Annotated in this window: 26 protein-coding genes; 9 read left to right on the top strand and 17 right to left on the bottom strand. The window is 46.6% G+C overall.

The genetic code is table 11. From position 1 onward, the window contains the following. Positions 1–41: 41 nt before the first annotated feature. From QZ938_RS26035 to fraC, 4 genes are all read right to left on the bottom strand, one after another. Positions 42–989: a Uma2 family endonuclease gene (locus QZ938_RS26035; protein ID WP_363318895.1), complete on the bottom strand. Its 948-nt coding sequence runs from the start codon at positions 987–989 to the stop codon at positions 42–44. Positions 990–1,148: 159 nt separating this feature from the next. Next, positions 1,149–1,922 carry an ABC transporter permease gene (locus QZ938_RS26030; RefSeq protein ID WP_293147221.1) on the bottom strand — a complete coding sequence of 258 codons (774 nt, stop codon included), beginning with the start codon at positions 1,920–1,922 and terminating at the stop codon, positions 1,149–1,151. 336 nt (positions 1,923–2,258) lie between these two features. Continuing rightward, positions 2,259–3,257, bottom strand: coding sequence for a DUF5357 family protein (locus QZ938_RS26025; RefSeq protein WP_293147223.1), 999 nt, complete (start codon positions 3,255–3,257; stop codon positions 2,259–2,261). A 5-nt stretch (positions 3,258–3,262) separates the two neighbouring features. Then, positions 3,263–3,781 carry a filament integrity protein FraC gene (fraC, locus tag QZ938_RS26020; protein WP_293147226.1) on the bottom strand — a complete coding sequence of 173 codons (519 nt, stop codon included), beginning with the start codon at positions 3,779–3,781 and terminating at the stop codon, positions 3,263–3,265. Positions 3,782–4,099: 318 nt separating this feature from the next. On the opposite strand from fraC, the gene QZ938_RS26015 reads away from it, so the two are divergent. The 5 genes from QZ938_RS26015 (at position 4,100) to QZ938_RS25995 (ending at position 9,452) form a co-directional block, all read left to right on the top strand. Further along, positions 4,100–4,351, top strand: coding sequence for a hypothetical protein (locus QZ938_RS26015; RefSeq protein WP_293147228.1), 252 nt, complete (start codon positions 4,100–4,102; stop codon positions 4,349–4,351). A 111-nt stretch (positions 4,352–4,462) separates the two neighbouring features. Beyond that, positions 4,463–5,596 carry a cob(I)yrinic acid a,c-diamide adenosyltransferase gene (locus QZ938_RS26010; protein ID WP_293147230.1) on the top strand — a complete coding sequence of 378 codons (1,134 nt, stop codon included), beginning with the start codon at positions 4,463–4,465 and terminating at the stop codon, positions 5,594–5,596. Positions 5,597–6,604: 1,008 nt separating this feature from the next. Beyond that, complete coding sequence (locus tag QZ938_RS26005; RefSeq protein ID WP_293354299.1) at positions 6,605–8,593, top strand: calcium-binding protein; 1,989 nt, start codon at positions 6,605–6,607, stop codon at positions 8,591–8,593. A gap of 354 nt (positions 8,594–8,947) precedes the next feature. Then, positions 8,948–9,187 (top strand): DUF6883 domain-containing protein, encoded by a 240-nt coding sequence (locus QZ938_RS26000; RefSeq protein ID WP_293354297.1) that lies wholly within the window; start codon positions 8,948–8,950, stop codon positions 9,185–9,187. 10 nt (positions 9,188–9,197) lie between these two features. Further along, a complete protein-coding gene (locus tag QZ938_RS25995; RefSeq protein ID WP_293332220.1) occupies positions 9,198–9,452 on the top strand; it encodes a DUF4926 domain-containing protein in 255 nt (84 codons plus the stop codon). Between the two features lie 113 nt (positions 9,453–9,565). Here the strand turns inward: QZ938_RS25995 and QZ938_RS25990 are convergent, their stop codons facing one another. The 4 genes from QZ938_RS25990 to petN all read right to left on the bottom strand — a co-directional run bounded on the left by QZ938_RS25990 (position 9,566) and on the right by petN (position 11,058). Then, positions 9,566–9,754: a CsbD family protein gene (locus tag QZ938_RS25990; protein WP_293332217.1), complete on the bottom strand. Its 189-nt coding sequence runs from the start codon at positions 9,752–9,754 to the stop codon at positions 9,566–9,568. Between the two features lie 96 nt (positions 9,755–9,850). Then, complete coding sequence (locus tag QZ938_RS25985) at positions 9,851–10,075, bottom strand: DUF167 domain-containing protein (RefSeq protein WP_293354295.1); 225 nt, start codon at positions 10,073–10,075, stop codon at positions 9,851–9,853. A gap of 47 nt (positions 10,076–10,122) precedes the next feature. Then, on the bottom strand, positions 10,123–10,716 hold the full coding sequence (locus QZ938_RS25980) for a DJ-1/PfpI family protein (protein ID WP_293147241.1): 594 nt from the start codon (positions 10,714–10,716) through the stop codon (positions 10,123–10,125). Between the two features lie 252 nt (positions 10,717–10,968). Further along, positions 10,969–11,058 (bottom strand): cytochrome b6-f complex subunit PetN, encoded by a 90-nt coding sequence (gene petN, locus QZ938_RS25975; protein WP_071883976.1) that lies wholly within the window; start codon positions 11,056–11,058, stop codon positions 10,969–10,971. Between the two features lie 82 nt (positions 11,059–11,140). On the opposite strand from petN, the gene QZ938_RS25970 reads away from it, so the two are divergent. Further along, entirely contained in the window at positions 11,141–11,620 is a 480-nt protein-coding gene (locus QZ938_RS25970; RefSeq protein ID WP_293354293.1) for a hypothetical protein, read from the top strand. Between the two features lie 147 nt (positions 11,621–11,767). On the opposite strand, the gene QZ938_RS25965 is transcribed toward QZ938_RS25970, so the two are convergent. The 6 genes from QZ938_RS25965 to QZ938_RS25940 all read right to left on the bottom strand — a co-directional run bounded on the left by QZ938_RS25965 (position 11,768) and on the right by QZ938_RS25940 (position 19,119). Further along, positions 11,768–12,445 (bottom strand): SDR family oxidoreductase, encoded by a 678-nt coding sequence (locus tag QZ938_RS25965; RefSeq protein ID WP_293354291.1) that lies wholly within the window; start codon positions 12,443–12,445, stop codon positions 11,768–11,770. Between the two features lie 154 nt (positions 12,446–12,599). Next, positions 12,600–13,211, bottom strand: coding sequence for a bifunctional 2-polyprenyl-6-hydroxyphenol methylase/3-demethylubiquinol 3-O-methyltransferase UbiG (locus QZ938_RS25960; protein ID WP_293147255.1), 612 nt, complete (start codon positions 13,209–13,211; stop codon positions 12,600–12,602). A gap of 127 nt (positions 13,212–13,338) precedes the next feature. Then, the gene (gene bioB, locus QZ938_RS25955; protein ID WP_293147257.1) at positions 13,339–14,403 is read right to left on the bottom strand and encodes a biotin synthase BioB; all 1,065 of its coding nucleotides are present in this window, start codon (positions 14,401–14,403) and stop codon (positions 13,339–13,341) included. Between the two features lie 17 nt (positions 14,404–14,420). Further along, complete coding sequence (gene bioA / locus QZ938_RS25950; protein WP_293354289.1) at positions 14,421–15,728, bottom strand: adenosylmethionine--8-amino-7-oxononanoate transaminase; 1,308 nt, start codon at positions 15,726–15,728, stop codon at positions 14,421–14,423. Positions 15,729–15,857: 129 nt separating this feature from the next. Further along, entirely contained in the window at positions 15,858–17,363 is a 1,506-nt protein-coding gene (locus tag QZ938_RS25945; protein ID WP_293354287.1) for an adenylate/guanylate cyclase domain-containing protein, read from the bottom strand. A 280-nt stretch (positions 17,364–17,643) separates the two neighbouring features. Beyond that, positions 17,644–19,119, bottom strand: coding sequence for an adenylate/guanylate cyclase domain-containing protein (locus tag QZ938_RS25940; protein WP_293354285.1), 1,476 nt, complete (start codon positions 19,117–19,119; stop codon positions 17,644–17,646). A gap of 292 nt (positions 19,120–19,411) precedes the next feature. On the opposite strand from QZ938_RS25940, the gene QZ938_RS25935 reads away from it, so the two are divergent. Continuing rightward, the gene (locus QZ938_RS25935) at positions 19,412–20,161 is read left to right on the top strand and encodes a trans-aconitate 2-methyltransferase (RefSeq protein WP_293354283.1); all 750 of its coding nucleotides are present in this window, start codon (positions 19,412–19,414) and stop codon (positions 20,159–20,161) included. 331 nt (positions 20,162–20,492) lie between these two features. Here the strand turns inward: QZ938_RS25935 and QZ938_RS25930 are convergent, their stop codons facing one another. From QZ938_RS25930 to QZ938_RS25920, 3 genes are all read right to left on the bottom strand, one after another. Beyond that, entirely contained in the window at positions 20,493–20,879 is a 387-nt protein-coding gene (locus QZ938_RS25930) for a hypothetical protein (protein WP_293354281.1), read from the bottom strand. A 244-nt stretch (positions 20,880–21,123) separates the two neighbouring features. Then, entirely contained in the window at positions 21,124–22,014 is an 891-nt protein-coding gene (locus QZ938_RS25925) for an ABC transporter permease (protein ID WP_293147370.1), read from the bottom strand. Positions 22,015–22,093: 79 nt separating this feature from the next. Then, positions 22,094–22,852 carry a Uma2 family endonuclease gene (locus QZ938_RS25920; RefSeq protein WP_293354279.1) on the bottom strand — a complete coding sequence of 253 codons (759 nt, stop codon included), beginning with the start codon at positions 22,850–22,852 and terminating at the stop codon, positions 22,094–22,096. Positions 22,853–22,972: 120 nt separating this feature from the next. On the opposite strand from QZ938_RS25920, the gene QZ938_RS25915 reads away from it, so the two are divergent. Together QZ938_RS25915 and QZ938_RS25910 are read left to right on the top strand one after the other, a co-directional pair. Beyond that, entirely contained in the window at positions 22,973–23,179 is a 207-nt protein-coding gene (locus tag QZ938_RS25915) for a type II toxin-antitoxin system HicB family antitoxin (protein WP_293354277.1), read from the top strand. Between the two features lie 90 nt (positions 23,180–23,269). Further along, positions 23,270–23,431: a type II toxin-antitoxin system HicA family toxin gene (locus QZ938_RS25910; RefSeq protein ID WP_293354275.1), complete on the top strand. Its 162-nt coding sequence runs from the start codon at positions 23,270–23,272 to the stop codon at positions 23,429–23,431. Positions 23,432–23,657: the final 226 nt, after the last annotated feature.

Genomic DNA, 23,657 nt, shown 5'->3' with positions numbered 1-23,657 from the left:
TTTCCTTCTTCCTTCTTCCTTCTTCCTTCTTCCTTCTAATCTTATTCTGGATCGATACCGAGGGCTGCCAATCGCGCCAAAAGTTCTTGATTGCGCTGTCTTTCCTGTTCCAGCAGCGTTTGGGCGGACTCTTTATCTTGCTGTTCGCGATTTGCCCGCTGGCTTTCGGCTTCTGCCCGCTGGCTTTCAGCTTCTGCCCGCTGGCTTTCAGCTTCTGCCCGCTGACTTTCAGCTTCTGCCCGCTGGCTTTCAGCTTCTGCCCGCTGGCTTTCGGCTTCTGCCCGCTGGCTTTCGGCTTCGGCCCGCTGACTTTCGGCTTCGGCCCGCTGACGTTCTACTTCCGCCCGTTCTTCCGGCCACAAAAGCAACTCTCCGTCTGCATTCCACCAGCGCAGCCAATTTCCTGTTCTACCTTCCCGAGTTCCCACCCAAACTCCCAAAAATAGATTTAATCCGGGTATCAAATAACGCCCATTTTCATCAGGATCTTGATTGTTGTAGCGATCGGATTCCAGCGCATAAACTTCTAGTCTGCCCGTATGCGGCCGAAAAATGACATAGCGAGGAACTTTGATTACTTGTTCGTAAAAGAACCACTTGCCGATTTCTTCTGTGTGTTCGACAGAGTATTCATCGCCGTAAGTAGCTGAGAGAAATTCCATCACTACAAAAGGCACTGTTCCTTCGGTATGAGGCGTGTAACTGCGGCGGGGATAGCTGTGAGGCCAAGGTTGTACCGGTTGGACGTACATCCAGTCTGGGGCTTTGCAAATAGTGCGATCGTCCACAGCAGCACATAAAGCAAAATTAGAAACTATCAATGCGTCTTGCGTGAGTTCAGGGGAATCAATTACAGACTGGCGCAAACCGTTAGATATTAAAGGATGTTCTATATTTTCCACGGGGTCATCTGGTAGAATAAAATCATCGGGTAGCAGGGGCCAGGTAATTTTTAGTTGCGATATCGGTTTGTGAGTTACAGCAGTCATAAGTCACCTCATTTTACCAATAAAAGTTTTAGTTTTAGTCGAGATTGGCGATCGACAACCTTGTCTTTATCTTAGCGCGCTAATTAGATAATAAAATTGGTTCGTAGTGAGGACTTTAGTCCGCAAAATCCGAAGACTAAAGTTCTCACTACGAACTATTTAAAATTCCCGGCGGGAAAATATGGCGATCGCAATTGACAGCAGCAGCACCACATACAGCAAACCATAACCAGCATCCGTAATCAAACCCGCCAAGTAAGGTACTTGTCCGTAAACAGCATCATTTCTCAAATTGAATCTGGCTAAATCCGGCAAAACAAGATAAAGTCCCATCATCAATTGTTCAATGCCAGGATTTTTAGTTAACTTGCCAAAAGCCACTAAATCCCGCGTCGAGTGTCCCATCAAATAAACGCTAAATGTCAGTAAAGTTGCCAGCAGCGAACTGCTAAAAACCCCAAATAAAATCCCGACACCAGCCATGAGGCACAGCTCAAACCATACGAACAGCGAAGCGATTAAAATGCTGCCCAAAGGGTAAGGAATGCGACTCAAACTCAGAATAACCAGATAGATAGCAGTCATTGCTGCTACAAGAACGAATAGTACCGCCGACATCCCTAAGTGCTTGCCGACAATTAACTCAGCCCGACTTATCGGTTTGGCAACTAACAGGTAAACAGTCCGCTTTTCAATTTCTTTGTTGACCAGTCCGGTAGCCACAAATACTGTGACAATTATACCGAGGATGCTCATCGCAGCCAAGCCGATATCTAAGATAATTTTCTTTTCGGTTGTCGCTGCCAATTCCGGTATCAAGCGCACCGAGGCTCCCATCAACAGAGCAAAAATAATAATTAAGTAAAGGATGCGATCGCGAATTACTTCCCAATATACATTAGTCGCGACTGTCAAGATTCTTCTCAAATTCATCTAGTTATTAACCCGCAGTCAACTTTAGCCATATTTTTAGTTTAACGAAGAGGGAAGAGGGAAGAGGGAAGAGGGAAGAGGGAAGAGGGAAGAAGGAAGAGAGAAGAAGGAAGAAGGAAGATTTTTCTGGCTCTCCGGCTCTCGGAAGCATCTTGGCGGAGAATAAAAAGCGTTTTTTAGAAGTGCGATCGTCCCCGCTTACCGAATATACAATAGCGATCGTCCCCGCTCGCACTCCCATTTAAAAACTCTCCCCATCTCCCCATCTCCCCATCTCCCCATTTCCCCATCTCCCCATCTCCCCATCTCCGACTCTCCTAACCGCCAGAGACAAGCTCAAACTTGACTGTCTCCCGAAGATCCATCTTTTTTCAATCCCGGTTTAGAAGGTTTGGTAGAGTCACAGGTTACAGTTGCCTTATTGCCTATATCGACCACCTCGCAAGATTTGGTCAACGAATATATTTCGGGTCTAAACACCAGCCCCAGCCAAGTTGCCTGCATCTGTAACTGATAGCGGGACTCTCCTTGAACGATCGAAGTTTTGACCTCCCAGCTAGCATCTTCTGGGACTAACCGAATTGTTTTTAACGCTTGATTCTTCAGAAAAAATCGCTCGTTGTCAATATCTATTAACATTTGCTCTACCTGCGCCCAGGGTTTTGTGCGAGCTTCATTTTGCAGGTATCGATCCATTGCATTCAGGATGACCACTCCTCGGGAGCGATTAATAGTTGGCGGTTGAAATGTCACCACATAATCGCTTTTCCTCAAATCCTGCGATAAAACGCTCGGATATTGTTCTATCCAACCTTGAATTAAAAAATGAAATCCAAACCAACAGGAAATCAACAGGTGAATCAGGGTAATCATCAAAAACTGAGGCCGCACTAACGCTCTGAGACCTTGCCGTTTTGACTCATTATTCCAAATCTCTATTACACCCAAAATTATTACTGCTATAATTGGGCCGGATATCCATGCTATTTCCTTCCTATCTGACGGCAATCGGATCAGCAACCACAAGCCAATTAAGATGCTGGTCACCCACGGACTCAGACTTACTTTTTTAATCGTAAAAGGTTGCTGGCTGGTCAGCAAACCCATTGACAGTGTAAAAAATAACCAGCTCATATCAAACATCAGAGTTCTTGTCGGCCAGTCTGTGATTGCCGCCACCGTCAGCAAAGCTAAAAATATGCTGAGCAGTAAAGGCGTCTTCCAGTGGACAACTTTAGGCGGAATTATCGCCTTTTGAAATTTTTTATTGGTTTCCCAAAGGTTGTTCGTCAGCTTCGTGAGTTGCTGAGTCACATCCAAAAATTGCTTCATCATAGATTTCAATTGACGCTTTGCAAAAACAATACGGTTAAAATAACGAAATTGCTAACAGTGTGGGCGATTAAAACTGCCCCAAACTGGGTAGTTACTCGAAAAGTTTTTTTGGGAGGACGGCGGCTGAGAGTTGGCGGCCCCAAAAACTGAGGTTTGGAAGCTTTTTTGTTACCAGAAACCATGTTCTCTATGAATTCTAGTCCCTGCCATTTGGCGAGAAAAGTGATTGCCAATACCGAGAGGGCAATCGCAGTTATTGCAGAGTAAGTATTCTGACCTCCGCCTAATAAAATATAACCGATAAGTTCTTCTCGCCATTCTTTGGAAATAACGCTTTCAATGCCGAAGAAAACTAACCAACCCACGCAAGTGCAAGCGAGATTCAGGATAGCTGTATATTCAACGCTGGTTTTGGGGCCGAGTTTCAGTAGTTTTTGCAGAAACCACGATTCGATCGCGATCGCCAAAAACATCATTAAAATTTGCACCAAAACAGTCCGAAATGGGAAAACACTCGCAATCATAAGCATTCAGGTATATCAGCCCGTGTTAGATTTTAATTGTACATCAGAAGCGGAATAATCTAGAACGCAGGTTTTAGCCCCTAATCCTCTTCGATCGCCCTTCTGAACATCAGGTGGTTGAGGTTGTATCCTATAACGCTTCGCGTGAGAACCCCCGTCTTTCCCGCAGGGTATGAAACGCAGCAGCCGTTTGAAGGCTACCAATAAGATATAATTAATCTGTGGGAAGTAGGCGTATCAACTACGTGTAGAACCAATCCTAGAACGGTGAGATACCAGGCAGTAAGACACCCTCAGCATTTATGCCTGAGAAAGACTATGGCACAGCCAAGCAATGCAGGATGGGGAGCGTACCGAACTGGCGAAAGTGTTGAAAAGTGCGAAACCACGATCGACTCGAAGGTAGACCCAATGGCAGCACTGCAAAGTAGCTGTTCTGAGGTGAGTAGGGGCGCTTTGACTCGTCCCCAGAAACAGAGACACTGGTCAGCTAACCGGAAAATATTGAAGCGTGTGAAGTGTGCCTTCAGCCCACGTAGCAGTATCCGTTTAGAATCCCCTCGCCTTTAGGCAGGGGAAAAGTCAAAATCTTTTGAGATCGGCCAACAGAAGGGAAATATTAAACATTCAATGGGCGCGATCGAATACCCACCCCGAGACAGACTAAAATAAGTGCGGATTATGGTAAGGAATGGCATTGGTATTCGGACAGCCTCATCCCGCTCAGAACGCATCGCGGGTCAGATTCACGTCTACGACGGTGCTGGTAAAGGCAAGTCTCAGGCAGCTTTGGGAGTAGTGTTGCGCTCGATCGGGCTGGGTATTAATTCTGACTCGCCCACGCGAGTGTTATTGCTGCGATTTTTGAAAGGGCCCGGCCGCTCCTACGACGAAGACGGGGCAATAGAAGCCCTGCAACGGGCATTTCCGCACTTGATCGATCAAGTGCGTACCGGCAGAGCCGAATATTTTGGGGCCGAAGCAATCACCCGCTTCGATCGCACAGAAGCCCAGCGAGGCTGGGACATCGCCAAAGGAGCGATCGCCAGCGAGCTTTATTCTGTAGTAGTTCTAGATGAACTAAACCCCGTATTGGACTTGGGTTTACTGCCAGTGGACGAAGTAGTCCAAACCCTCAAAAACAAACCAGAATATTTAGAAGTAATCGCCACTGGCCGAGCGGCCCCCGAAGCTTTGCTGGATATTGCCGACTTGCACTCAGAAATGAAGCCCCACTATCACCCCGCAGCGGCCGAACACAATATTTCTGGTATCGAAATATACACAGGAGCCGGAAAAGGAAAGTCTACGAGCGCATTGGGGAAAGCTTTGCAGGCAATAGGTAGGGGTATCAGCCAAGACCAATCTCACAGGGTGTTAATTGTACAATGGCTCAAAGGTGGCACGGGTTATACTGAAGATGCAGCGATCGCAGCATTGCGGCAAAGTTACCCGCAGTTAGTAGACCACCAGCGGTGTGGCCGAGATGCTATAGTTTGGCGGGGGCAACAGCAGGAATTAGACTGCATCGAGGCAGAACGCGGCTGGGAAATCGCCAAAACGGCGATCGCCAGCGGCTGGTATAAAACGATCATTCTCGACGAACTCAATCCCACAGTAGACTTAGAACTGCTACCGGTAGAGCCGATCGTCGAAGCCCTGCTGCGAAAGCCCCGCGATACAGAAATAATTATCACCGGGCGCTGCCACAAACCCCATGGTTACTTTGACTTGGCAAGCGTACACTCGGAGGTATACTGTCACAAACACTACGGCGATCGGGGCGTAGAACTAAAGCGGGGTGTAGACTTTTAGCTATCTCGCGGGAAGCCCCGCGCTCTATCTGAAAGATGAGCGTCGGGATGAGAGCAGGGCTGTTGACGACGCTCCCTGAACGAATTGGGCGTTGCCCAACAGACTCGCAGGAGATGGAGGAAACAGTCAGTTAACCTCCTGGATTGTCGAAAACCTTGAAATGCCCTCAGAGAATTGTTTTCACGCTATATTGTCAATGGTCGTTGACCCGCCCGACTGCTCGAACAGACAGGCTACAGTAGCGGTCAAACGCTTGCCACAGCAAGACCAGAGTTCGGGGAAGGAATACGCCTAGCTGGTTGGCAATTGCCGTAAATCCATGGTGTGTTGTGCGAGTAGAACTTAAACTCCTTGGGACGCAGGGAGTCTGCCCGGTCACTATCACGGGATAGTGAAAGAGTCAGTAGCAATGTGTAGATTGATTCAAGCATTGACTAAAACCTCTGGACGCGGTGTAAGACCAACACTATCTTCGGATAGTAGAGGCAACGGCGGATGAAACGGGAAGCCCGCACTGTATGCATAGCATCAGTGTCGGGTACGTCACACCCCACAGCGGTGCGGAGTTCAATCCGAGCCAGAATTATTTAAAGACGGCCCTGCCTGGAAAACCGGAAATTGCCACAAAGCTTTGTAACCAAGTAACCAATCTCTCGCTTTTCTTTGTCAGGCGATCGCCCGATCGACCCTTGTTAATCTTTAATTTCCTTCCCCGGAGGCGATCCCCGAGCGCCAATCCAGAATGGAACATTAAGAATGTGAGCCGCGTCTTCTTGAGCGTGAGCACATGAGACATTGCACAAGGATTATTAAAGGGTGAAGACATTGAAAATAAAAGCTTACAAGCAAAAAGTCCGCGAGGGAGAAAGTCTAGACAGGGTTAACACCAGTAGGCTAGACTTGCGGCTGGCAAACAGGTTAAACTACAGCGGCATCCAAACATTCGGTGTTCTAGGCAGTGTCTGTAGTCGCACAAGCGATGACCAACAAGTAGAGGAGTGAAGCTGTATGACAACGTTAACTGACAATTCCGATCAAACTAATTTAAACACTCCGGGACTGGGCCCGGATACAATCTTTGCCGGAGCGGGGGGGGATTTAATTACAACTTCTACCCTCGGCGGCAGCTTAATATTTGGCGAACGCGATAACGATACTCTAATTTCCGTCGGCCCCAACGATAGCCTATACGGTGGCCCTGACGAAGATTCATTAGTAGGCCAGCGCGAGCGGGTTTTCATGTCGGGCGATGCAGGCAGTGACACCGTAATTGCTCAAAGCCGCAATTCGACGCTGTTGGGCGGTGCGGGAGATGACTTGCTCCAAGGCACTGTCGATGGCAACCTGATGTTTGGTAATCAGGGTGCAGATACGATGCTAGGAGGCGCCCTCGGAAGAGACACCCTCTACGGTGGCAAGGACAATGACTCCCTCGGCTTCTTCATCGCAGGCGGCGGCAACAACCTCGGTCTTCGCATCGGCGGCAGTGCCGGTGGCAATCAAGGCAGCAACTTCCTGCGCGGAGACTTGGGCGACGACTTTGTTGTAGGTATCAATCAGAAAGATACTCTGATCGGCGGTAAAGGCAACGACACAATATACGGTGTGGCCAGCAACAGCTATCTTTCCGGCGACCTAGACAACGACACCTTAGTCATTCTAAACAGTACCCAGTCGAGTCCGTTTTCTTCGAGCGTCATCACGATCGGCATTGAGAAAACCACTTTGCTCGGCGGTGAGGGCAACGATTCTCTCCTAGGCGGTATCGGAGACTTTGGCACCGGCAAAAACTTGTTGGACGGCGGTGCTGGTAACGACACGATCACGGTTTTTGCTACTCAAGACACGGCGCTGGGAGGCGCTGGTGACGACTTCATCAAGTCGTCTACGGTGTCTGCACTTTCGAGCGTAGGCGCGTCGAGTTCATTTCCAGGCTTTGCGGGTCGGAACTTGCTCAATGGCGAAGATGGTAACGACACGATCGTTGCAGCTTTTGCCAGTGATAGCATGATCGGTGGCGGTGGCAATGACAGCTTGAGCGGCATCTTCAATCAAGCCTTCGGTGGAGATGGCAACGATACGATCGATGCCACCACTTTTGCGATCGGTACTACTACTGCGCTGATTACTCTTGACGGCGGCCTGGGTGACGATCTGTTACTTGGCAACACCAGCACTAACCTTACTACCACCGGCACCGTCACAAACTTCATGAACGGTGGTGAAGGAAGTGACACGATCGTGTTTGGTAGCAGACGCGATAGATTGGTTGGCTCTTTTGCTGGTAACGACTTTATCTCCTACGCCAGCACTGTCAACTTTACCGGTGCCACATCGACAAACCTTATTACCGATACCTTAGGTTCCAACTTCATCATTGGCGGCAACGGTACTGATGTCATCACTACCGGTGCTGGCGACGACATACTGTTCGGCGGCCCCGGCAGTCTTCCTACTGGATCGACATCTGACGGGGACGACACCTTGAATGCCGGCGGCGGAAACGACACGCTGTTGGGCGGCTTTGGGAACGACTATTTGCTCGGAGGAGACGGCAACGACTCTCTCGGTGGCGGGCCCGGTGCAGACACGCTGATTGGCGGCGCCGGCAATGACAGCTTCTACTACAACAACTTCGGCGAGGGCGTCACGATCAACGCCAACGGTAGCCTGGGTACCAGCCCAGACCAAATCGGCGATTTTGAAGTCGGCCGTGACAAGTTGATATTGAACTTCGAGTCCTTCCAATTGCCACCATTTGACAATACTCTGCCCAATCGTCCTTCTTCCAGAGCCTTCTTACAGGTAGAAACCGGAACTTACAACAACGATCTGACTCCTGCTGGAGCTAATCCTGGACAACCAGTCCTCGTTTACGAAGGTTCCACAGGTCGCTTGCTGTACGACAGAGACGGTGCTGGCGGCCAAGCACCAATTCAACTGGCACTGCTGAACGGCAAACCAGGCTTGACTGCGACTGATATTACCCTGATTTAATGTAGGTGGCAGCGGGTGAGAGTCGGTTTGGAAAAAGCCGATCGCCCGCGCCAACTCTAAAAACTAATTGTGCTATGTTTCCAGCTAGGGATATGAATCCCTAGCTTTTTTATGGCATGGGGCATGGGGCATGGGGCATTGGGAATTGGGCATGGGGCATGGGGAATTGGGCGGAGCGTAGCGGAGGGATTGGGCATTGGCCAAACAGGGCATTGGGCATTGGGCTTTTATAACATTGGCATTGAAAGGAAGGGCAGATTCAGCGATCGATTTTGCCACCCGCCAATCATTCCTTGAACTAAGAGGGCCCAAGCCCAACAACGTACCTCATATGAGAGCTCGATCCGCTATATTTTGTTTGCCAGTAAGTTAGGCATTACCCTAAAAAATGCTGAAATGCTCAAACAGGCTTTAAAAGAATCTGCTATCAACGAAGATGTTGCTATTCAAAAAAACAATGAATACGGAACACATTACAACATGAAATTCTGGCTAAAAACCGCAGTAGGTGAATCTCTGATTCTAGCAGCTTGGATCGTCCGCTCAGGTGAAACTTTCCCCAGATTGACAAGTTGTTATCCCGTCAAAAAGTGAGGTAAAAACAATGAAAACAATTAAAGACCTAGATATTGTTGCTTTAACTGAAGATTTAGAAGCAACCCATTTTGAAACAAAACAAATCATTAAATTATATAAAGGACAAGTGGGAACAGTCGTAATGGAATTTGATGGCAGTGCTTTTGAGGTAGAATTTTCTCATCAAGATGGCACAACTTATGCAATGGAAACAATTCCCGCCACAAAATTAATGCTTTTACACTATGAGTTAGTAGAATCTGTAGGGGCAGTTAGCCGATAATTTTTGCCACCAATAATTTTTCTAATCTACAAAAAGTATCTCTAAAAAAAATCCCGCAAACGATATGTTGTTTGCGGAATTTAGTAGGCAGGAAACTTGTAGGAGGAAATACTTTATGCTCGATCTACAATCTCTTTGGCTTTATCTTTGAGGTCTTCTTTCATGTGAATTGCTGAGGCTTCGTCCTGCTTGGCTTGACCTTCTAATTTATCTTTTTGATCGCCAGTTACTTCGCTAACAGCTTCTTGGATTTTGCCTTCAATATTCTTAGCCGTTGCTTCGACTCTGTTTTCAATGGTCATAATTTTTTCTCCTAACCTTACAACTACTACTGTATAAATTAAAAGCTGAGTCTTAATCTATCTTGAGAAAGATTTAGATATCTATCTAAAGATTGGTTAAATCGGTACTTCGACAAGTTTATTGCGAGAGGAAAGACCGGATTTAATTGCGATCGCCGATTTGGACACTTTAAACTTTTTCGCCAACAGCACGATCAACTCTTGATTGGCTTTTCCATCGACTGGCGGCGATTTGAGATGTATTGTCAGGCTGCCGTCTGGTTTCTCTTCGATGCTTTGCTGTTTGGAATTTGGTTTAACTTTGACTGCAAACATTTTCATGTGACTAATAACTCAATAACCAATAACCAATAACCAATAACCAATAACTAATGACTATCTGAATGTTCGATCTTTGTCCCTAAAACTTTCAGAAATTCAGCCAGCCAGTTGGGATGTGCAGGCCATGCGGGGGCTGTGACTAAGTTGCCATCAACTACTGCTTCGGTAACGGGAACTTCGGTATATTTGCCACCAGCCCGGAGTATGTCGGGGCTGCAAGCTGGGTATGCGGTGCAGCGTTTGCCTTCGAGTACGCCGGCGGCGGTGAGGACTTGCAATCCGTGACAAATAGATGCGATCGGCTTTTTGCTGTTGGCAAAGTAGCGGGTAATTTGCAGCACTTGTTCGTTGAGGCGGATGTATTCTGGCGATCGTCCTCCAGGGATAATCAAAGCGTCGTAGTCTGCGGCGTTAATTTCGTCAAAAGTTGCGTTTAAAGTAAAGTTGTGACCGGGTTTTTCGCTGTAGGTTTGATCGCCTTCAAAGTCATGAATTGCGGTGCGAATTGTTTGGCCTGCGGCTTTGTCGGGGCAGACTGCATGGACGGTGTGACCTACCATTTGCAATGCTTGGAATGGAACCATTACTTCGTAGTCTTCTACAAAGTCGCCGACTAGCATTAAGATTTTTTTTGCAGCCATGTTTGTAACTCCTGTTATTTTGATTTGCTTAAATAGGAATAGGCTTTAGATAAGGCTGATCCCCCCTTAGCTTGCCCCCTACTCCCCCTTAAAAAGGGGGGAACAAGAAGGTGCTGCGAAGTCCCCCTTTTTAAGGGGGATTTAGGGGGATCTCCGAGGAATAAACAGTTTTAACCCAAGCGTATTTGCTTAAATAGGATTAAAAAAAATGCAGGGCAGTTAAAAAGCCTGCCCCGCCAGCTATTCTGGAATTTAGAAACCGTTGCGGCCCCAAATTACCATTGAAATTGAGAAGGAGAACAAAACTAGCACCGAAACCCAACCGAGTGACAAAATATCCATAGCTATTTATTGAACAAACTGTACAAAGTGACTCCAAAGCTTATGATAAGTCAATTTGAGCCATTTTTGAAATGAGGGCGCTGTGAAGGACTCGTCAAATTTTAGTCCCGCTGAGCGGGTAGAATCTTTGAAAGCAGGAAGTGTTGCTGCTTTGTCTTGTTTGCTGGCTTTTGGGTCGATCGCCCTTGTTAACACCTTAATCTTAGCGCAGAGGTGGGATGCTCTGGCGGGTTTGCAGGTCAGGGAAATTGACCTAAATTTTGGCTTGAGAGGATTGATGGCAGTTGTGGGCGGTTTTTTGTTTGGCGTGACTTACCGCTACGCTATCCGCCGCGATACTAACCCGCAGCTTAAATCTGGTGTGGTGTTGGCTTTTGGGTTGGTGCGGGCTTTTGGACAGTTGGATGCTGGATTGTCTTTTGAGGCGGGCAAGATGCCGGGTTTGCAGGAGTTATTGCCGTTTGCGGTTGGTGGGGTGGAAAGTGTGGTATTGTTTGCGATCGCGGGTTTGGTGTTGGATTGGGCGATCGGGCGATCGTTGATTAAACCTTTCGATTCTTAACTTAGATCAGACGGCGGTTGAAACCGCGGCTACACTAACAATGTCCGCCTCCGCGGACAAAGAGAACATAACGTGTTTTAACAGTCAATTCTTTAACCCACGGAGGCGCGTGAGTGTCTGTATAGACGCGGTTTCAACCGCCCGGTATTATTCCAAGCCTAATACCTCATATTCGAGAGTGCCGTAAACCATTTGTTTGTCAACTGCCGACAAAACTTTATTGTTAGCAGCATCCGAAACCAAACACTGACAAACTAACTGCGCTACATCCGCCCGGTGAATTGTTCCGGCAATTCGACAATCTTCTGTTAACACACCATTGCCCGTTGCAGGTTCCGATTTCAGTCCGCCCGGACGAATTACAGTATAAATCATCCCGCTTGCGATTAAATGATTTTCGGCTTTTTCCTTTTCAAGCAATACTGGGCGCAATGTTTCTAAAGCTTGCGGTGGTAAAGCCGCAGCAGTGTTGCCGCTACCGATGGATGAAACTAAAATAAATTTTTGTACTCCCGATTTGACAGCAGCATCAATCAAGTTTTTGTTGCCCAAATAATCGGCTCTTTCACCATCTTTTGGCAAGCCGCCAATGGTGCTGATTGCGGCATGGATTGGTGCGCCTCCAGCCATCGCAGCTTCCACAGCCGCTGTATCCAAAGCATCGCCTGTCATGACTTTGATGCCCATTGCTTCTAATTCGGTGCGGTGGTTGGGCGATCGCAAAAGTGCAGTTACTTGCATCTCTTGTGCTACCAGACATTTGGCGATTTCTAAGCCAACGCCTCGACTAGCACCTGCTAAAAAGATGTGGAATTTATCTGTCATATTAATTTTGTTTTAATTTGGGCAGGAGTTGGTTTTTTGACTGTGGAATAGTATACAACAATCCTCTATAATTTTTTGAATTGTTTTTTTTACCGCAGAGGGCGCAGAGGGCGCAGAGGAAGAGAGGGGAAAGATTCGCAATTTCTAATTTACGTTAGATTTTTTTGCCCACTATTACTACCCAAGATTGAGCTTCGCGCGGCAAACCGGGCGGGCGGTAGTAGTGATTGACAATGGCAAATCCCGCTTGTTCCAAACAGGGCGCTAAAGTTTCGTATTCCCATCCCGCAGTATAGCGTTTTCCGGTCGGCCGCTCGTCGTAGCCTTCCCAATTTCCCCGGCACATTGACATGACAATTGCACCGCTAACAACTAAGGTTTTGTGCAAATCTTGCAGCACTTTCACCATTTTATCGCTGGGAACATGAATCAGGGAAGCATTGGCGAAAATACCGTCAAACTCAGCCTTTGGTAAGTCGAGATTCAGAAAAGATTGCTGCAAAACTTCGCAGCCGGATAACTTCTTTGCTATTTGTACAAAAGCTGGAGTTGCATCTAACCCTACAACGGTGTGTCCTTGGCTCTTGAACGCTACTAAATCTCGTCCGGGCCCGCATCCTATGTCGAGTATTTTACCGGGGTTGCGGGGCATGGCAGCGGTGAGTGCATCGCGATTTTGGGATACGTCGTGATGCCATGTTCCTTCTCGGAAAGATTCGGCTGTTGTCTGGTATTCTGCGATCGTAATTTCTTCGCGTTTGTCCATAATTCCCCCTCTTATATGATTTGAGATTGGTTAATTCAGAAGACCGGGCGAATAGAATTCGCGTCTACACAGACAAAACCCGCCTCCGCGGGTTGAAGAATTGGCGGTAAAAATTAGGCGATCTTCTTTAGTCCGCGGAGGCGGACATCGTTTGTGTAGACGCGGTTTCAACCGCCGTCTTATCTTTTGAATCAACTTCTAAGATAGAACCTTCCGGGGATTCGATCGCAAATCCTGCATCTCGAATCATATCCCAATCTTGATTGGCGCTTTGTCCGGGAGTTGTGAGATAATCGCCCACAAAGATCGAATTAGCAGCGTAAAGTCCCAGAGGTTGCATCGATCGCAAATGCACCTCCCGTCCCCCAGCAATCCGAATTTCTTGGCTGGGAAGCAAAAATCGGAACAAGCAGAGAATCCGCAAACACTGGCGCGGATTTAAGCGATTAACGTCTGCAAAGGGCGTTCCGGGGATTGGAATAAAAAAGTTGACCGGTACGCTCGTAACGCCCAAATTCCGCAGCGACAGCGCCAAATCGATCGCATCATCATCCGATTCGCCCATCCCCAAAATTCCGCCGGAACAAGTTGTGATTCCGGCTGCTTTGACGTTTTCGACTGTTTCCACGCGATCGCCAAAAGTGTGAGTTGTGCAGATGTCGGTGTGGTACGATTCGGAAGTATTCAGATTGTGATTTACGCGATCGACTCCAGCTTTAGCCAAACGGTGAGTTTGCTCCTCGGTCAACAACCCCAAACAAGCACAAATTTTCAGGTTGTGATTTGCCTTGACGGTTTCTACAGCATCCAAAACGCGATCGAAAGTAGATGCACTGGGTTGGCGGCCAGAAATCACAAAACAAAACGTACCAGCCTTTAAATCTGCGGCGCGTTGGGCCGCATCCAGAATTTTTTCCTTAGCTAAAAGCGGATACTTTTCTATTTCTGCACTAGAAATTTTCGACTGAGAACAGTAATGGCAATCCTCAGGACAAAGGCCGCTTTGAGCGTTTAACAAATAGTGCAACCTGACGCGGTTTCCCCAGTAGTGGCGGCGCACCCGATAAGCTGCGTTTAGTTGTTCCAGCAAAACCTCATCCGGCGCGCGCAATACAGCCAAAGATTGCTCGCGAGAGAGACATTTCCCCGCCAGCGAGTCATCAGCCAAATCGTTCCAATTGGGTAAATTCATTACTAAAATAAAAGAGTTTACAGAGTATCCAAAACCTGACGAATCACGCGATAAATCGATTCTAGTTCATCAGGAGAAATGCAATAGGGAGGCATCAAGTAAAGCGTATTTCCCAAGGGGCGGAGCAAAAACCCCGCTTCCAGAAATCTGGCTTTCAATAAAGGGGCGATGTCATTAAAATAACCGGAAACGCTTTCCGTTTTCACATCCATTGCTGCGATAGTGCCGCAAGTCCGAATCCGTTCGAGTTTAGGATGATCTATCAGCCATTGATTCAGGTATTTTTGGTGCAGTTTTTCCATTCCTTGATAGGCATTTGGGTTTTGCTCCAAAAGCTCCAGAGATGCTACACTCACCGCACAAGCTAAGGGATTTCCGGTATAAGAATGACCGTGATAAAAAGCTTTGTCCGATTCATCTCGCCAAAAAGCTTGATAAATATGCTCCGATGCCATTGTGACAGCAATTGGCAAACAGCCGCCAGACAATCCCTTAGACAAACACAGGATATCCGGTACAGTTGCAGATTTAAGCGAGGCAAACAGTTCGCCCGTGCGCCCAAAACCCGTCATCACCTCATCGTAAATCAACAATACATTAAACTGGCGGGCCATTTGTGCGATCGCCCGCAAAAACTCAGGGCGGCACATTCGCATACCCGCAGAACCTTGCACCAAAGGTTCAATAAAAATTCCCGCATACCCCTTCCCATGCTTCAACAAAGACTCAAGTTTCTCCAAACACCGCGCCTCCTTGCTTTCCACCTCCTCATCACCATCAAAAGTCGCAGGAAAAGGCACAACATCCCCAGCAAACATTAAAGGCGCAAAAGGTTCCCACCACAGCGAACTTCTACCCGCAGACATCGCGCCCACAGTATCGCCGTGATAACCTCCCTCAAAACCAATAAAGCTAGTGCGGTTAGTTTCTCCGAGATTTAGCCAATATTGAAACGCCATTTTCAGAGCAACTTCAACAGCAGTCGAACCATTATCAGAAAAGAAAATCCGCGTCAAAGAATCAGGCGTATGAGTTATCAACTTGTCAGCAAGTTTCTGTGCAGGTTCGTGAGTAAATCCCGCAAAGATTACGTGTTCTAACTTTTTGGCTTGTTCGTAAAGAGCCTCAGCCAGAACAGGATGGCTGTGCCCGTGAATCGTCACCCACCAACTAGAAATACAGTCAAGAATTTGCCGCCCATCTTCTAATTCCAGCACCGATCCTTTCCCGCTAATTACCTTCAGCGGCGCCGGAGCAGTTTTCATTTGCGTGAAGGGCTGCCAAATTGGTGAAGTTGAAGAATTATGTTCCTGCTTCGCAGTCATTTTTACCCCTGCCACTAATATCAACCTGCATTTTAAAGCAATTGTAACTCAATTGTGAACCCTTTTTCTTCTCTTCTTTCTTCTTCTCTTTTCTTCCTTTCTTCGTGTCCTTTGCGCCTTCGCGGTTCGTTAAAAAAAATCTAGTTTAGTGTTGGGGGGCGGCGGCGCTGAAACGTCTACCGCCAGATCCGGTATTCCCGGGCGATAGTTGAATTTGTCAGTTAAATTTTTTCTGCCAATCAGCAAATAAGTCGTCATTGCTCCTTTTCCTTTAACATTGATTTTACCGCGTTTTTCCAACACATACTTATCGCGCAGCAATTCATAAGTTGAGCCGCTAACCTGAATTTTACCAGGGAGTCCCTGGGATTCCATGCGGCTTGCTGTATTTACAGCATCTCCCCACAAGTCGTAAATAAACTTTTTAGTACCGATGACACCGGCTACCACAGGCCCGCTATTAATTCCAATGCGGATACTGAGAGGTATATCGGATTCGTCGCGAAATTTCATAATTTCTTGCTGCATTTCCATCGCCATTTCGGCAATACATTCTGCATGATTTGTAGATGGAAGTGGCAAACCGCCTGCTACCATATAATTGTCGCCGATTGTCTTAATCTTTTCCAAGCCATATTTCTCGCTTAAGCAATCGAAAGCTGAAAATATTTTGTTCAGCAGTTCGACTAATTCTGCTGGAGACGTGCGGGAGGATATTTCGGTAAAGCCCACAATGTCCGCAAACAGCACCGTCACCTCAGCAAATCCATCTGCGATATTTATCTGACCTTGTTTTAGGCGATCGGCAATCATTTCGGGTAAAATATTTAGCAGTAAACGTTCCGACTTTTCTTGTTCGGCGCGCAATATTTCCTCAGCTTTTTTCCGCTGTGCGATTTCCTTGTAAACTCGTTGAAACATTTGATTGAAGGCCACCATAACTTCTCCCAACTCGTCATCGCGCTTGACAGAGAGAGAGTAGAAATCAGGTTTTTCTCGATCTTTGCTCAAAGCTACTCCCGCAGCGATCAAATCATCGCGCAATCTCAAGATTGGTGCAATTACTGTCACCCCTAAAAATAGCATAGTTACAGAAGTGACAAAGGCTGATATAATGATGACTAGAATAGCAATTCGCCCTATAAATGCGTATAGTTCTGGTTGAACAGTAGAAGCATCATGCCGAACAATTAACGTATAATCTCCTCCCAAATGTCGCTCTGTCCAAGCAATATCATAGCGCTTGCTATCGAAAGTTTTCTGGCGAATTATACGAGCAAGTTTTAGTTCATCCAAATCAATTTTGGGTGCTTCACCAAGTTGATATATTAGCTGGTCGTCAAATTGGTAAATAGATAGTCCTAATACTACTTGAGAATCCTTAGTAATATTTTTGACTTCTTCTTCAAAGACAGTACGATCGTAAATATCTTGTTTTAGCAAAACCTCTAGAGCCTCAACAGTCGCGTGAGATACCTGTTCCAGTTGATTTAAAAGTTCATTTTCGCGCCGAAAATAAGAGGGAACTAAAATAATTCCCTCTATCACAAGAATACTAGCAAACACCCACAAAGCTATTTGTCTAGACAAGCGAGATTTGAAAAACTCCAAGAATGATAAAATGTGCACTGACATAAAATTTAGTCTTCTGCAAAGGGCTAATTTAGGACATAGGAAAAGAAACTGGGTTTCTTGTAATAAATTTTGGGTTTTTCAACCAAGATAGGACGGCGGTTGAAACCGCGCCTACACAAACGAAGTCCGCCTCCGCGGACTGAAGAAAGAAGATAGCGTAATTTTAACCGCCCGCTCTTCAACCTGCGGAGGCGGGTTTTTTTGTGTAGAAGCGGTTTCAACCGCCCGGTCTTCCGATCCCAAGCGTATTGGCTAGCTCCTTAATAATATAATAAACAAATTAAACCGAAACTACACTAACTAATCGGGATACAAGCAAATAAGTATTCATATCACCCTTGCCTTTGACCTGGATAATTCCTCTGTCTTCAAACAGATACTTATTTTGCAAGATATCGTAAGTTGATTTTGTGACTTGAATCGCGCCTGCAATTCCGTGGGATTCCATGCGGGCTGCTGTATTGACGGCATCGCCCCAGAGGTCGTAAATGAATTTTTTGGTGCCAATAACTCCCGCAATTGCAGGCCCGGTATTGATGCCGATCCGAATGTTAATTCCTGAATGATGTTTGACATTAAATTTGGCTAATTCCTCCTGCATATCTAAGGCCATTTCGGCAATGCTTTCGGCGTGGTTGGTGCTGGGATTTGGCAAACCTCCCACTACCATGTAAGCATCTCCTATTGTTTTGATTTTTTCCAAGCCGTACTTTTCTGTCAAATTATCGAAGGCTGAAAAAATCTCGTTGAGAAAAACAAGCAATTCTTCGGGAGATATTTGGGCTGAAAGCACGGTAAAGCCGACTATATCCGCAAACAAAATAGTCACTTCGGCGAAGCCGTCAGCAATACTATTTTGACCGTCTTTTAACCTAGCAGCAATGGATTCGGGTAAAATATTGAGCAGCAGGCGATCGCTTTTTTCTTGTTCTTTCAACAATTCTACATTAGTTTCTTGCAATTGTGCCGTGCGTTCCCTGACGCGCTGTTCTAATTGTTTAGCATTTTGGCGCAACCTGCTGAGAGCTAAAGTTAATCCTGCGATGCCTAAAATTGAAAGTCCTGCTAACAGTAAAAACAGGTCTTTCAGTCCGGTTCTAGTTGTTTGAGTGATAGTTTCTAGAGGTTGAGTAATTTCTAATATCCCGCGCACATCTCCCACTTTCCAGTCTTTTTTAGGACTATCGCGGTTAGTGTTGTGACAGTTAACGCAACTAGGAAGGAGACGATCTGCCTGGGCATATCGAAATGCGGGCTTACCGCGAAAATCCTCAGTGCGGAAAAATTGTCCGGTTGGATTTTGCGTCAAATAGGTAATAGCTTGACGTTCAAAATCGTCTCGGACTCCGCCTTCTTCTCTCCGCCAGGGAAACGGGTAGTCGCTGTATAGACGAACTGATAATTCGGGATTTTTGTTGGTGATATGCTTGCCGAGTTCTATTAAGAATGTGGCAGGTACGGGCACTGTTACTTTTGTTGTTGTTGGGTTGTAGTCGTGGGTAAAGTTAATTGCTTTCTTCGTGTTGAGAGGACTGATAACATCAGAACTGTAAAGGGTGCGGGCTTCTTTAATAGCTTGGGCGTAAAGTGTAGCATTTTGGAGGGCTTGGGCTTGTATTAGGGTAGAGGAAAGACGAGACATATTTGCCATCGCTACTCCTACACCTACACAAAATAAAATTGTCATCAGAAGCAGAATTCGCTTGTAAATTAATTGGTTGATGGCAGCCAGACTGCGATAAATCAATTTGTCCATGCTATCCTCAAGTGTGAGGTTCGATATTGATTTTATTTTATGCACTACTAACATAACACTGCTTTTTCAGAGTGTTTTGCTGTAAAGCAAGACTCGATAGTGCAAGGGATGGTTAATTCTTGTTTGCCGCGAGTGTTTCCCTTGTCCGTAACAGTACGCATAACTTTATATATTTTTTAATCTAAATGAAATAAAATATCGGTAAGCACACGGCGCCGTGCGGTTTCCCTACTTCATGCACTTTTTGCTCTATTTCGGTTAGGATAGCGATTGTAGTCTCTAATTGGCGATCGTGAATTCTGACTCTACTGTCTCACCTGCACGCAACGAAATTTTTCCGGGAGAAGTTTTTGTCAACACTGCGGATTTTGATACGGGCATTCGGCGACTTTTACCTAAATATGACGAAATGCTGGATGTATTAGTTGGCTGCATTGCTAGCAACAACCACCGCATTTTAGAACTCGGCTGCGGTACGGGGGAACTGAGTTTAAAAGTTCTCGAACGTTACCCATCTGCGGAAATAATTGCTGTCGATTATTCGCCGCGAATGCTTGATTTTGCCCGCGCTAAGATAGAGTCGGCAGGATACGCAGCCCGGTGGACTGGCATAGAATTGGATTTTGGAGAATGGGCGAACAATCCAAATGTTTTAGGTTTGGGGGATAAGTTTAATGCTGCTATTTCATCTCTGGCAATTCACCATCTTGAGGACGAAATGAAGCTGAAATTGTTTCAACGGATTCGCGAAAGTTTAAATGCTGGTGGCTGTTTTTGGAATGCCGATCCTGTTTTGGCAGAATCAGCAGCAATCAAAGATATTTATCAAGCGGCGCGAGAAGATTGGGCGCTAAGTCAGGGGGAAACTTTAGCCACAATTCGTGCTGGTGTGGGGACGAGTGTGTCTTACGGCTATTCTAATCCCGATCGCCTAGCGACAGTTGCGGCACAGTTGGAAATGCTGGCAAATGCTGGATTTGAGACTGTGGCAGTTCCTTGGAAATACTACGGTATGGCGGTGTTTGGGGGGTTTGTTAACTGAAAAAAGCAGTCTTGGATGCAATTGTCACGATTCAATGGACTTGTAGGGTGCGTCAGATTGAGGATGTGTGCGAAATAATTAGGGCTTGCCTCTGACGCACCCTACTGACTTAGCTGATTCCTAAATCCTCACATTTTTATTTTGGAAGATGGAGGAATGAAGAGTATTAATTTGGAACAGTTGCAGTTTAAAGAGTTGGTCGATCCTTACGGTTTGCTGAATCCTGGTAAAATGCGGGCGTGGTTGGAACGGGATTAAGATAAGACTCGGCGGTTGAAACCGCGACTACACAAACGAAGTCCACCTTCGCGGACTAAGATAAGAAAGCAATTTAAGGGACGGGGGTGGTAATTTCTGTAGGTGCGATCGCCCCCGGTGCTGGTGCTGCTTGTTTTTCCAGCATTTGGCGCTGTTTGTTGCGAAATTCGGCGGCGGCGTCGTTCAAATTTTGGCGCTGTTCAGTATTGAATTCTTCGATGCTGCGGCCACCTCCGAGTCTGGATCTGTGAATTAAATCAAATATTCCGCCTCCGGTGCTGCGGCCGGAAAAAGGGTCGGTGTTGTCTTTAGTTTGAAAGTCTTGGAGGGGTTGGGGGGAAGTAGTTAAACTGCTGGCTTGAGCGAAGGTTGCTTGAGGTGACAAAAGAGCACAGGTGGCGATCGCACTTGCAGCAATCCGCACCATCAATTTGCCCGATTTAGAAGTTTTGCTGTTCATGATTTATTGGTTCTACTTTCAAAAAAACAATTGTATCTCAACAATATTCTGACTGACAGCTAATAAACGAAGACGGCGGTTGAAAGCGCGTCTACATAGACAAAACCCGCCTCCGCGGGTTGAAGAAGATTAGTTGAAATTACGTTATTTTTTTCAGTCCGCGGAGGCGTCCTGGGGTTTTTGTAGACGCGGTTTCAACCGCCGTGCTTGGTTTTTGTAGACGCGGTTTCAACCGCCGTGGGATCTAAGCAAACCGACGGCGCAGCAGCGGTTGAATGCTGAGGAGCGCCACCAAATCAAACGCCAGCAGCACTAATAGCGCTCCTCCAAAGGTGACAGTACCCCAAGGAGCTTGCATGACGACGCTAGCTAGCGACCAATCGCTGTGGAGGTACAAATAGCGGATGGGTTCGATCGCGTAACTGAGAGGATTGAGAGTCACCACAACTTGCAGCCACTCTGGCATAAATGACAGCGGCGCGAGGGCTGTGCTGGCAAATAACAGCGGCAAGTTGGTAACAAAAATTACTGCGATTAATTCTACGTGACCGGGAAGAGCGAAGGCTAAACCGAGACTCAAACCGGTGACTCCCAAAACTAGCAGCAAGACAATCAGGGCGATCGCGCCCAGTCCAGCAATTCCTGGGAATCCCGAACCCAAAAAGGCTCCCGCCGTAACGATTGTGCCTGTTTGGATAAAGCTGAGGGTGACGATGAAAATAGCCGAAGCGAGGACTATGGAAAATCTCGAAGCCAGGGGTGCGACTAAGAGGCGGTTGAGAAATCCGAATTCGCGATCGAACATAATCGGCAAACCGGCATTCAGCGCTCCCGCGAAGGCAGTAAAAACGATTACACCAGCGCCGAGAAATTGTCCGTAATTCTGGCTTTCGCCGAACAAGCCGGCTGGTGCATTTTTAAACAGCGCGCCGAACAAAACCAACCACATCAGCGGCTGAATAATGCCTGCAACTAGCGTCGAGGGGCGGCGCTGCAATTGAATAAACAGGCGCTTGGTTAAGGCGAGTGTTTCTTGAATAAAGTCGCCCAGCAGGGAACTCGAAGTGTCAGCGGATGGCGTGGCGAGTGGTCGCTGCTGGTTGAGGTTGTTGGGGGATGTAACAGTACCGCTCATAATTGCTTGTTGATTAAATCTCACTATCTTTAGGGTAGCAAGTCTGGGGGTATTGGTGGTGTGGGGCGGGCGATCGCACTTACAACTGTTGGGGGTCAATGCCTTTTTCTCGCAGCAATTCTATTAAAGCTTGATAGCGCTGCTGTTCTTGTTGTCGCAGAGTGCGTTCTTCTTCTAGCTGTTGTTGAGCGAGTTGTTTTTCTTGTTGAGCAAGTTCTTTTTCTTGCTGTTCGCGATCGGCCCGTTGGCTTTCCTGTTCTCGAAGTCGATCTAATTCTACGGAAGTGAGGAATTTGCGATCGTCTGGGCGGTAAATTTCGAGAGTTTCTGGTGTGAGTTGAAACCGTATCCCCAAGCGGGGGCTAACCCAACCGTTGATTTCTGGGATTTCTTCTAGGCGATCGCGTACTCGTTGAGAGCCTGTAAATTCTAAGGTGTCTGGGTCATAGATATAATATTCTTCAACTCCGTAGTTCTGATAAAATAATAGTTTTCTGGTCATTTCCGTGTGGGTATTTCCAGGAGATAATATTTCAAACACTACTTGAGGAGGAATATTATCTTCTTCCCATTGTTTGTAAGAACCCCTGTCTCCTTTTGGTCTGCCAAAGACTGCTAATATATCAGGTGCTTTGCAAATTTTGTTATCACCTTCGACGGGATACCATCGTAAGTCGCCGGCGATAAATACGTCAGCGCAAGTCGCGAATAAGATTTCTAGGTTTTCCTTGATTGTGACAATCCAGCGGAATTGTTTGGTGTTGTCTGCCATTGGTTGACCGTCGCTGTCGGGATAGATAATTTGTGGTGTTGTTTGTGGGATGAGTTGTTGTACCATGCCGTTCACCTTTTGGCTGCAATAGTTTTAATTATATCATGTAGAGGGGAGTGAATGGCGATCGCAACTGAAAAACGGTGCTGGATATGTTACATTGAATAGGAAGAATTTGGTAAAAAAATGTCTTGTACTTTCACGGCAATTGTTTATTGGGAAGAGGATGTTTATGTAGCCGATTGTCCTGAAGTGGGAACGGCTAGCCAACGAGAAACGATCGAAGAGGCGATCGGCAATCTCAAAGAAGCAACGGAACTTTATTTAGAAGAATTCCCTCTGCCTAAAACTTCCCCCCGTTTGCTAACTACATTTGAGGTATTGAGTGCCTAAACTACCACTCCTTCTGTAGTACAGAAGCCATCCGGGTTTTGGAACGCTTAGGCTTTATTCAAGTACGGCATCGAGGGATGTCATGCTATTTTGAAGAAACAACTACCGATCGATGATGAGTCGAATCCTCAAGGCGCGATCGAGGTTTGCTGCGTAGTACCAGTGCAGCGCAAAACTTTAGCAGTTGGAACCCTCAACAGTATTCTAAATCAGGCTGGGATTTCTGTTGAAAATTTTTTGAGGAATCTTTAGATATATTGAAAGAGTGATTCCCTGCGGGATAGTTCGGCTAAACAAGGGAGGATAAAGCTATGTCATCAAGTGCGTTAGCGAAGCCCTCGAAGAGGATCGCAACGTATCGGCTCAATAAGTAGGGGTAGCAGTTAATCTGGCTGCCAAGACAATCCCAAGGGATAAAGAGCAGATTTGGAGCGAATAATAGTGGACAGAGAGGGAATAACTCCAAGTTGAGAAATTC

Source organism: Microcoleus sp. CAWBG27 (assembly GCF_020883145.1).
Lineage (GTDB): Bacteria > Cyanobacteriota > Cyanobacteriia > Cyanobacteriales > Microcoleaceae > Microcoleus.
Note: the sequence above shows the minus strand (reverse complement) of the source record. Positions and strands in the feature narration are given on the sequence as shown.

Excerpts from the sequence above, each read along its gene's own strand:
- QZ938_RS26035 (WP_363318895.1), bottom strand. The coding sequence starts at position 989 with ATGACTGCTGTAACTCACAAACCGATATCGCAACTAAAAATTACCTGG.
- QZ938_RS26030 (WP_293147221.1), bottom strand. The coding sequence starts at position 1,922 with ATGAATTTGAGAAGAATCTTGACAGTCGCGACTAATGTATATTGGGAA.
- QZ938_RS26025 (WP_293147223.1), bottom strand. The coding sequence starts at position 3,257 with ATGATGAAGCAATTTTTGGATGTGACTCAGCAACTCACGAAGCTGACG.
- fraC (WP_293147226.1), bottom strand. The coding sequence starts at position 3,781 with ATGATTGCGAGTGTTTTCCCATTTCGGACTGTTTTGGTGCAAATTTTA.
- QZ938_RS26015 (WP_293147228.1), top strand. The coding sequence starts at position 4,100 with ATGGCACAGCCAAGCAATGCAGGATGGGGAGCGTACCGAACTGGCGAA.
- QZ938_RS26010 (WP_293147230.1), top strand. The coding sequence starts at position 4,463 with ATGGTAAGGAATGGCATTGGTATTCGGACAGCCTCATCCCGCTCAGAA.
- QZ938_RS26005 (WP_293354299.1), top strand. The coding sequence starts at position 6,605 with ATGACAACGTTAACTGACAATTCCGATCAAACTAATTTAAACACTCCG.
- QZ938_RS25995 (WP_293332220.1), top strand. The coding sequence starts at position 9,198 with ATGAAAACAATTAAAGACCTAGATATTGTTGCTTTAACTGAAGATTTA.
- QZ938_RS25990 (WP_293332217.1), bottom strand. The coding sequence starts at position 9,754 with ATGACCATTGAAAACAGAGTCGAAGCAACGGCTAAGAATATTGAAGGC.
- QZ938_RS25985 (WP_293354295.1), bottom strand. The coding sequence starts at position 10,075 with ATGAAAATGTTTGCAGTCAAAGTTAAACCAAATTCCAAACAGCAAAGC.
- QZ938_RS25980 (WP_293147241.1), bottom strand. The coding sequence starts at position 10,716 with ATGGCTGCAAAAAAAATCTTAATGCTAGTCGGCGACTTTGTAGAAGAC.
- petN (WP_071883976.1), bottom strand. The coding sequence starts at position 11,058 with ATGGATATTTTGTCACTCGGTTGGGTTTCGGTGCTAGTTTTGTTCTCC.
- QZ938_RS25965 (WP_293354291.1), bottom strand. The coding sequence starts at position 12,445 with ATGACAGATAAATTCCACATCTTTTTAGCAGGTGCTAGTCGAGGCGTT.
- QZ938_RS25960 (WP_293147255.1), bottom strand. The coding sequence starts at position 13,211 with ATGGACAAACGCGAAGAAATTACGATCGCAGAATACCAGACAACAGCC.
- bioB (WP_293147257.1), bottom strand. The coding sequence starts at position 14,403 with ATGAATTTACCCAATTGGAACGATTTGGCTGATGACTCGCTGGCGGGG.
- bioA (WP_293354289.1), bottom strand. The coding sequence starts at position 15,728 with ATGACTGCGAAGCAGGAACATAATTCTTCAACTTCACCAATTTGGCAG.
- QZ938_RS25945 (WP_293354287.1), bottom strand. The coding sequence starts at position 17,363 with ATGTCAGTGCACATTTTATCATTCTTGGAGTTTTTCAAATCTCGCTTG.
- QZ938_RS25940 (WP_293354285.1), bottom strand. The coding sequence starts at position 19,119 with ATGGACAAATTGATTTATCGCAGTCTGGCTGCCATCAACCAATTAATT.
- QZ938_RS25930 (WP_293354281.1), bottom strand. The coding sequence starts at position 20,879 with ATGAACAGCAAAACTTCTAAATCGGGCAAATTGATGGTGCGGATTGCT.
- QZ938_RS25925 (WP_293147370.1), bottom strand. The coding sequence starts at position 22,014 with ATGAGCGGTACTGTTACATCCCCCAACAACCTCAACCAGCAGCGACCA.
- QZ938_RS25920 (WP_293354279.1), bottom strand. The coding sequence starts at position 22,852 with ATGGTACAACAACTCATCCCACAAACAACACCACAAATTATCTATCCC.
- QZ938_RS25915 (WP_293354277.1), top strand. The coding sequence starts at position 22,973 with ATGTCTTGTACTTTCACGGCAATTGTTTATTGGGAAGAGGATGTTTAT.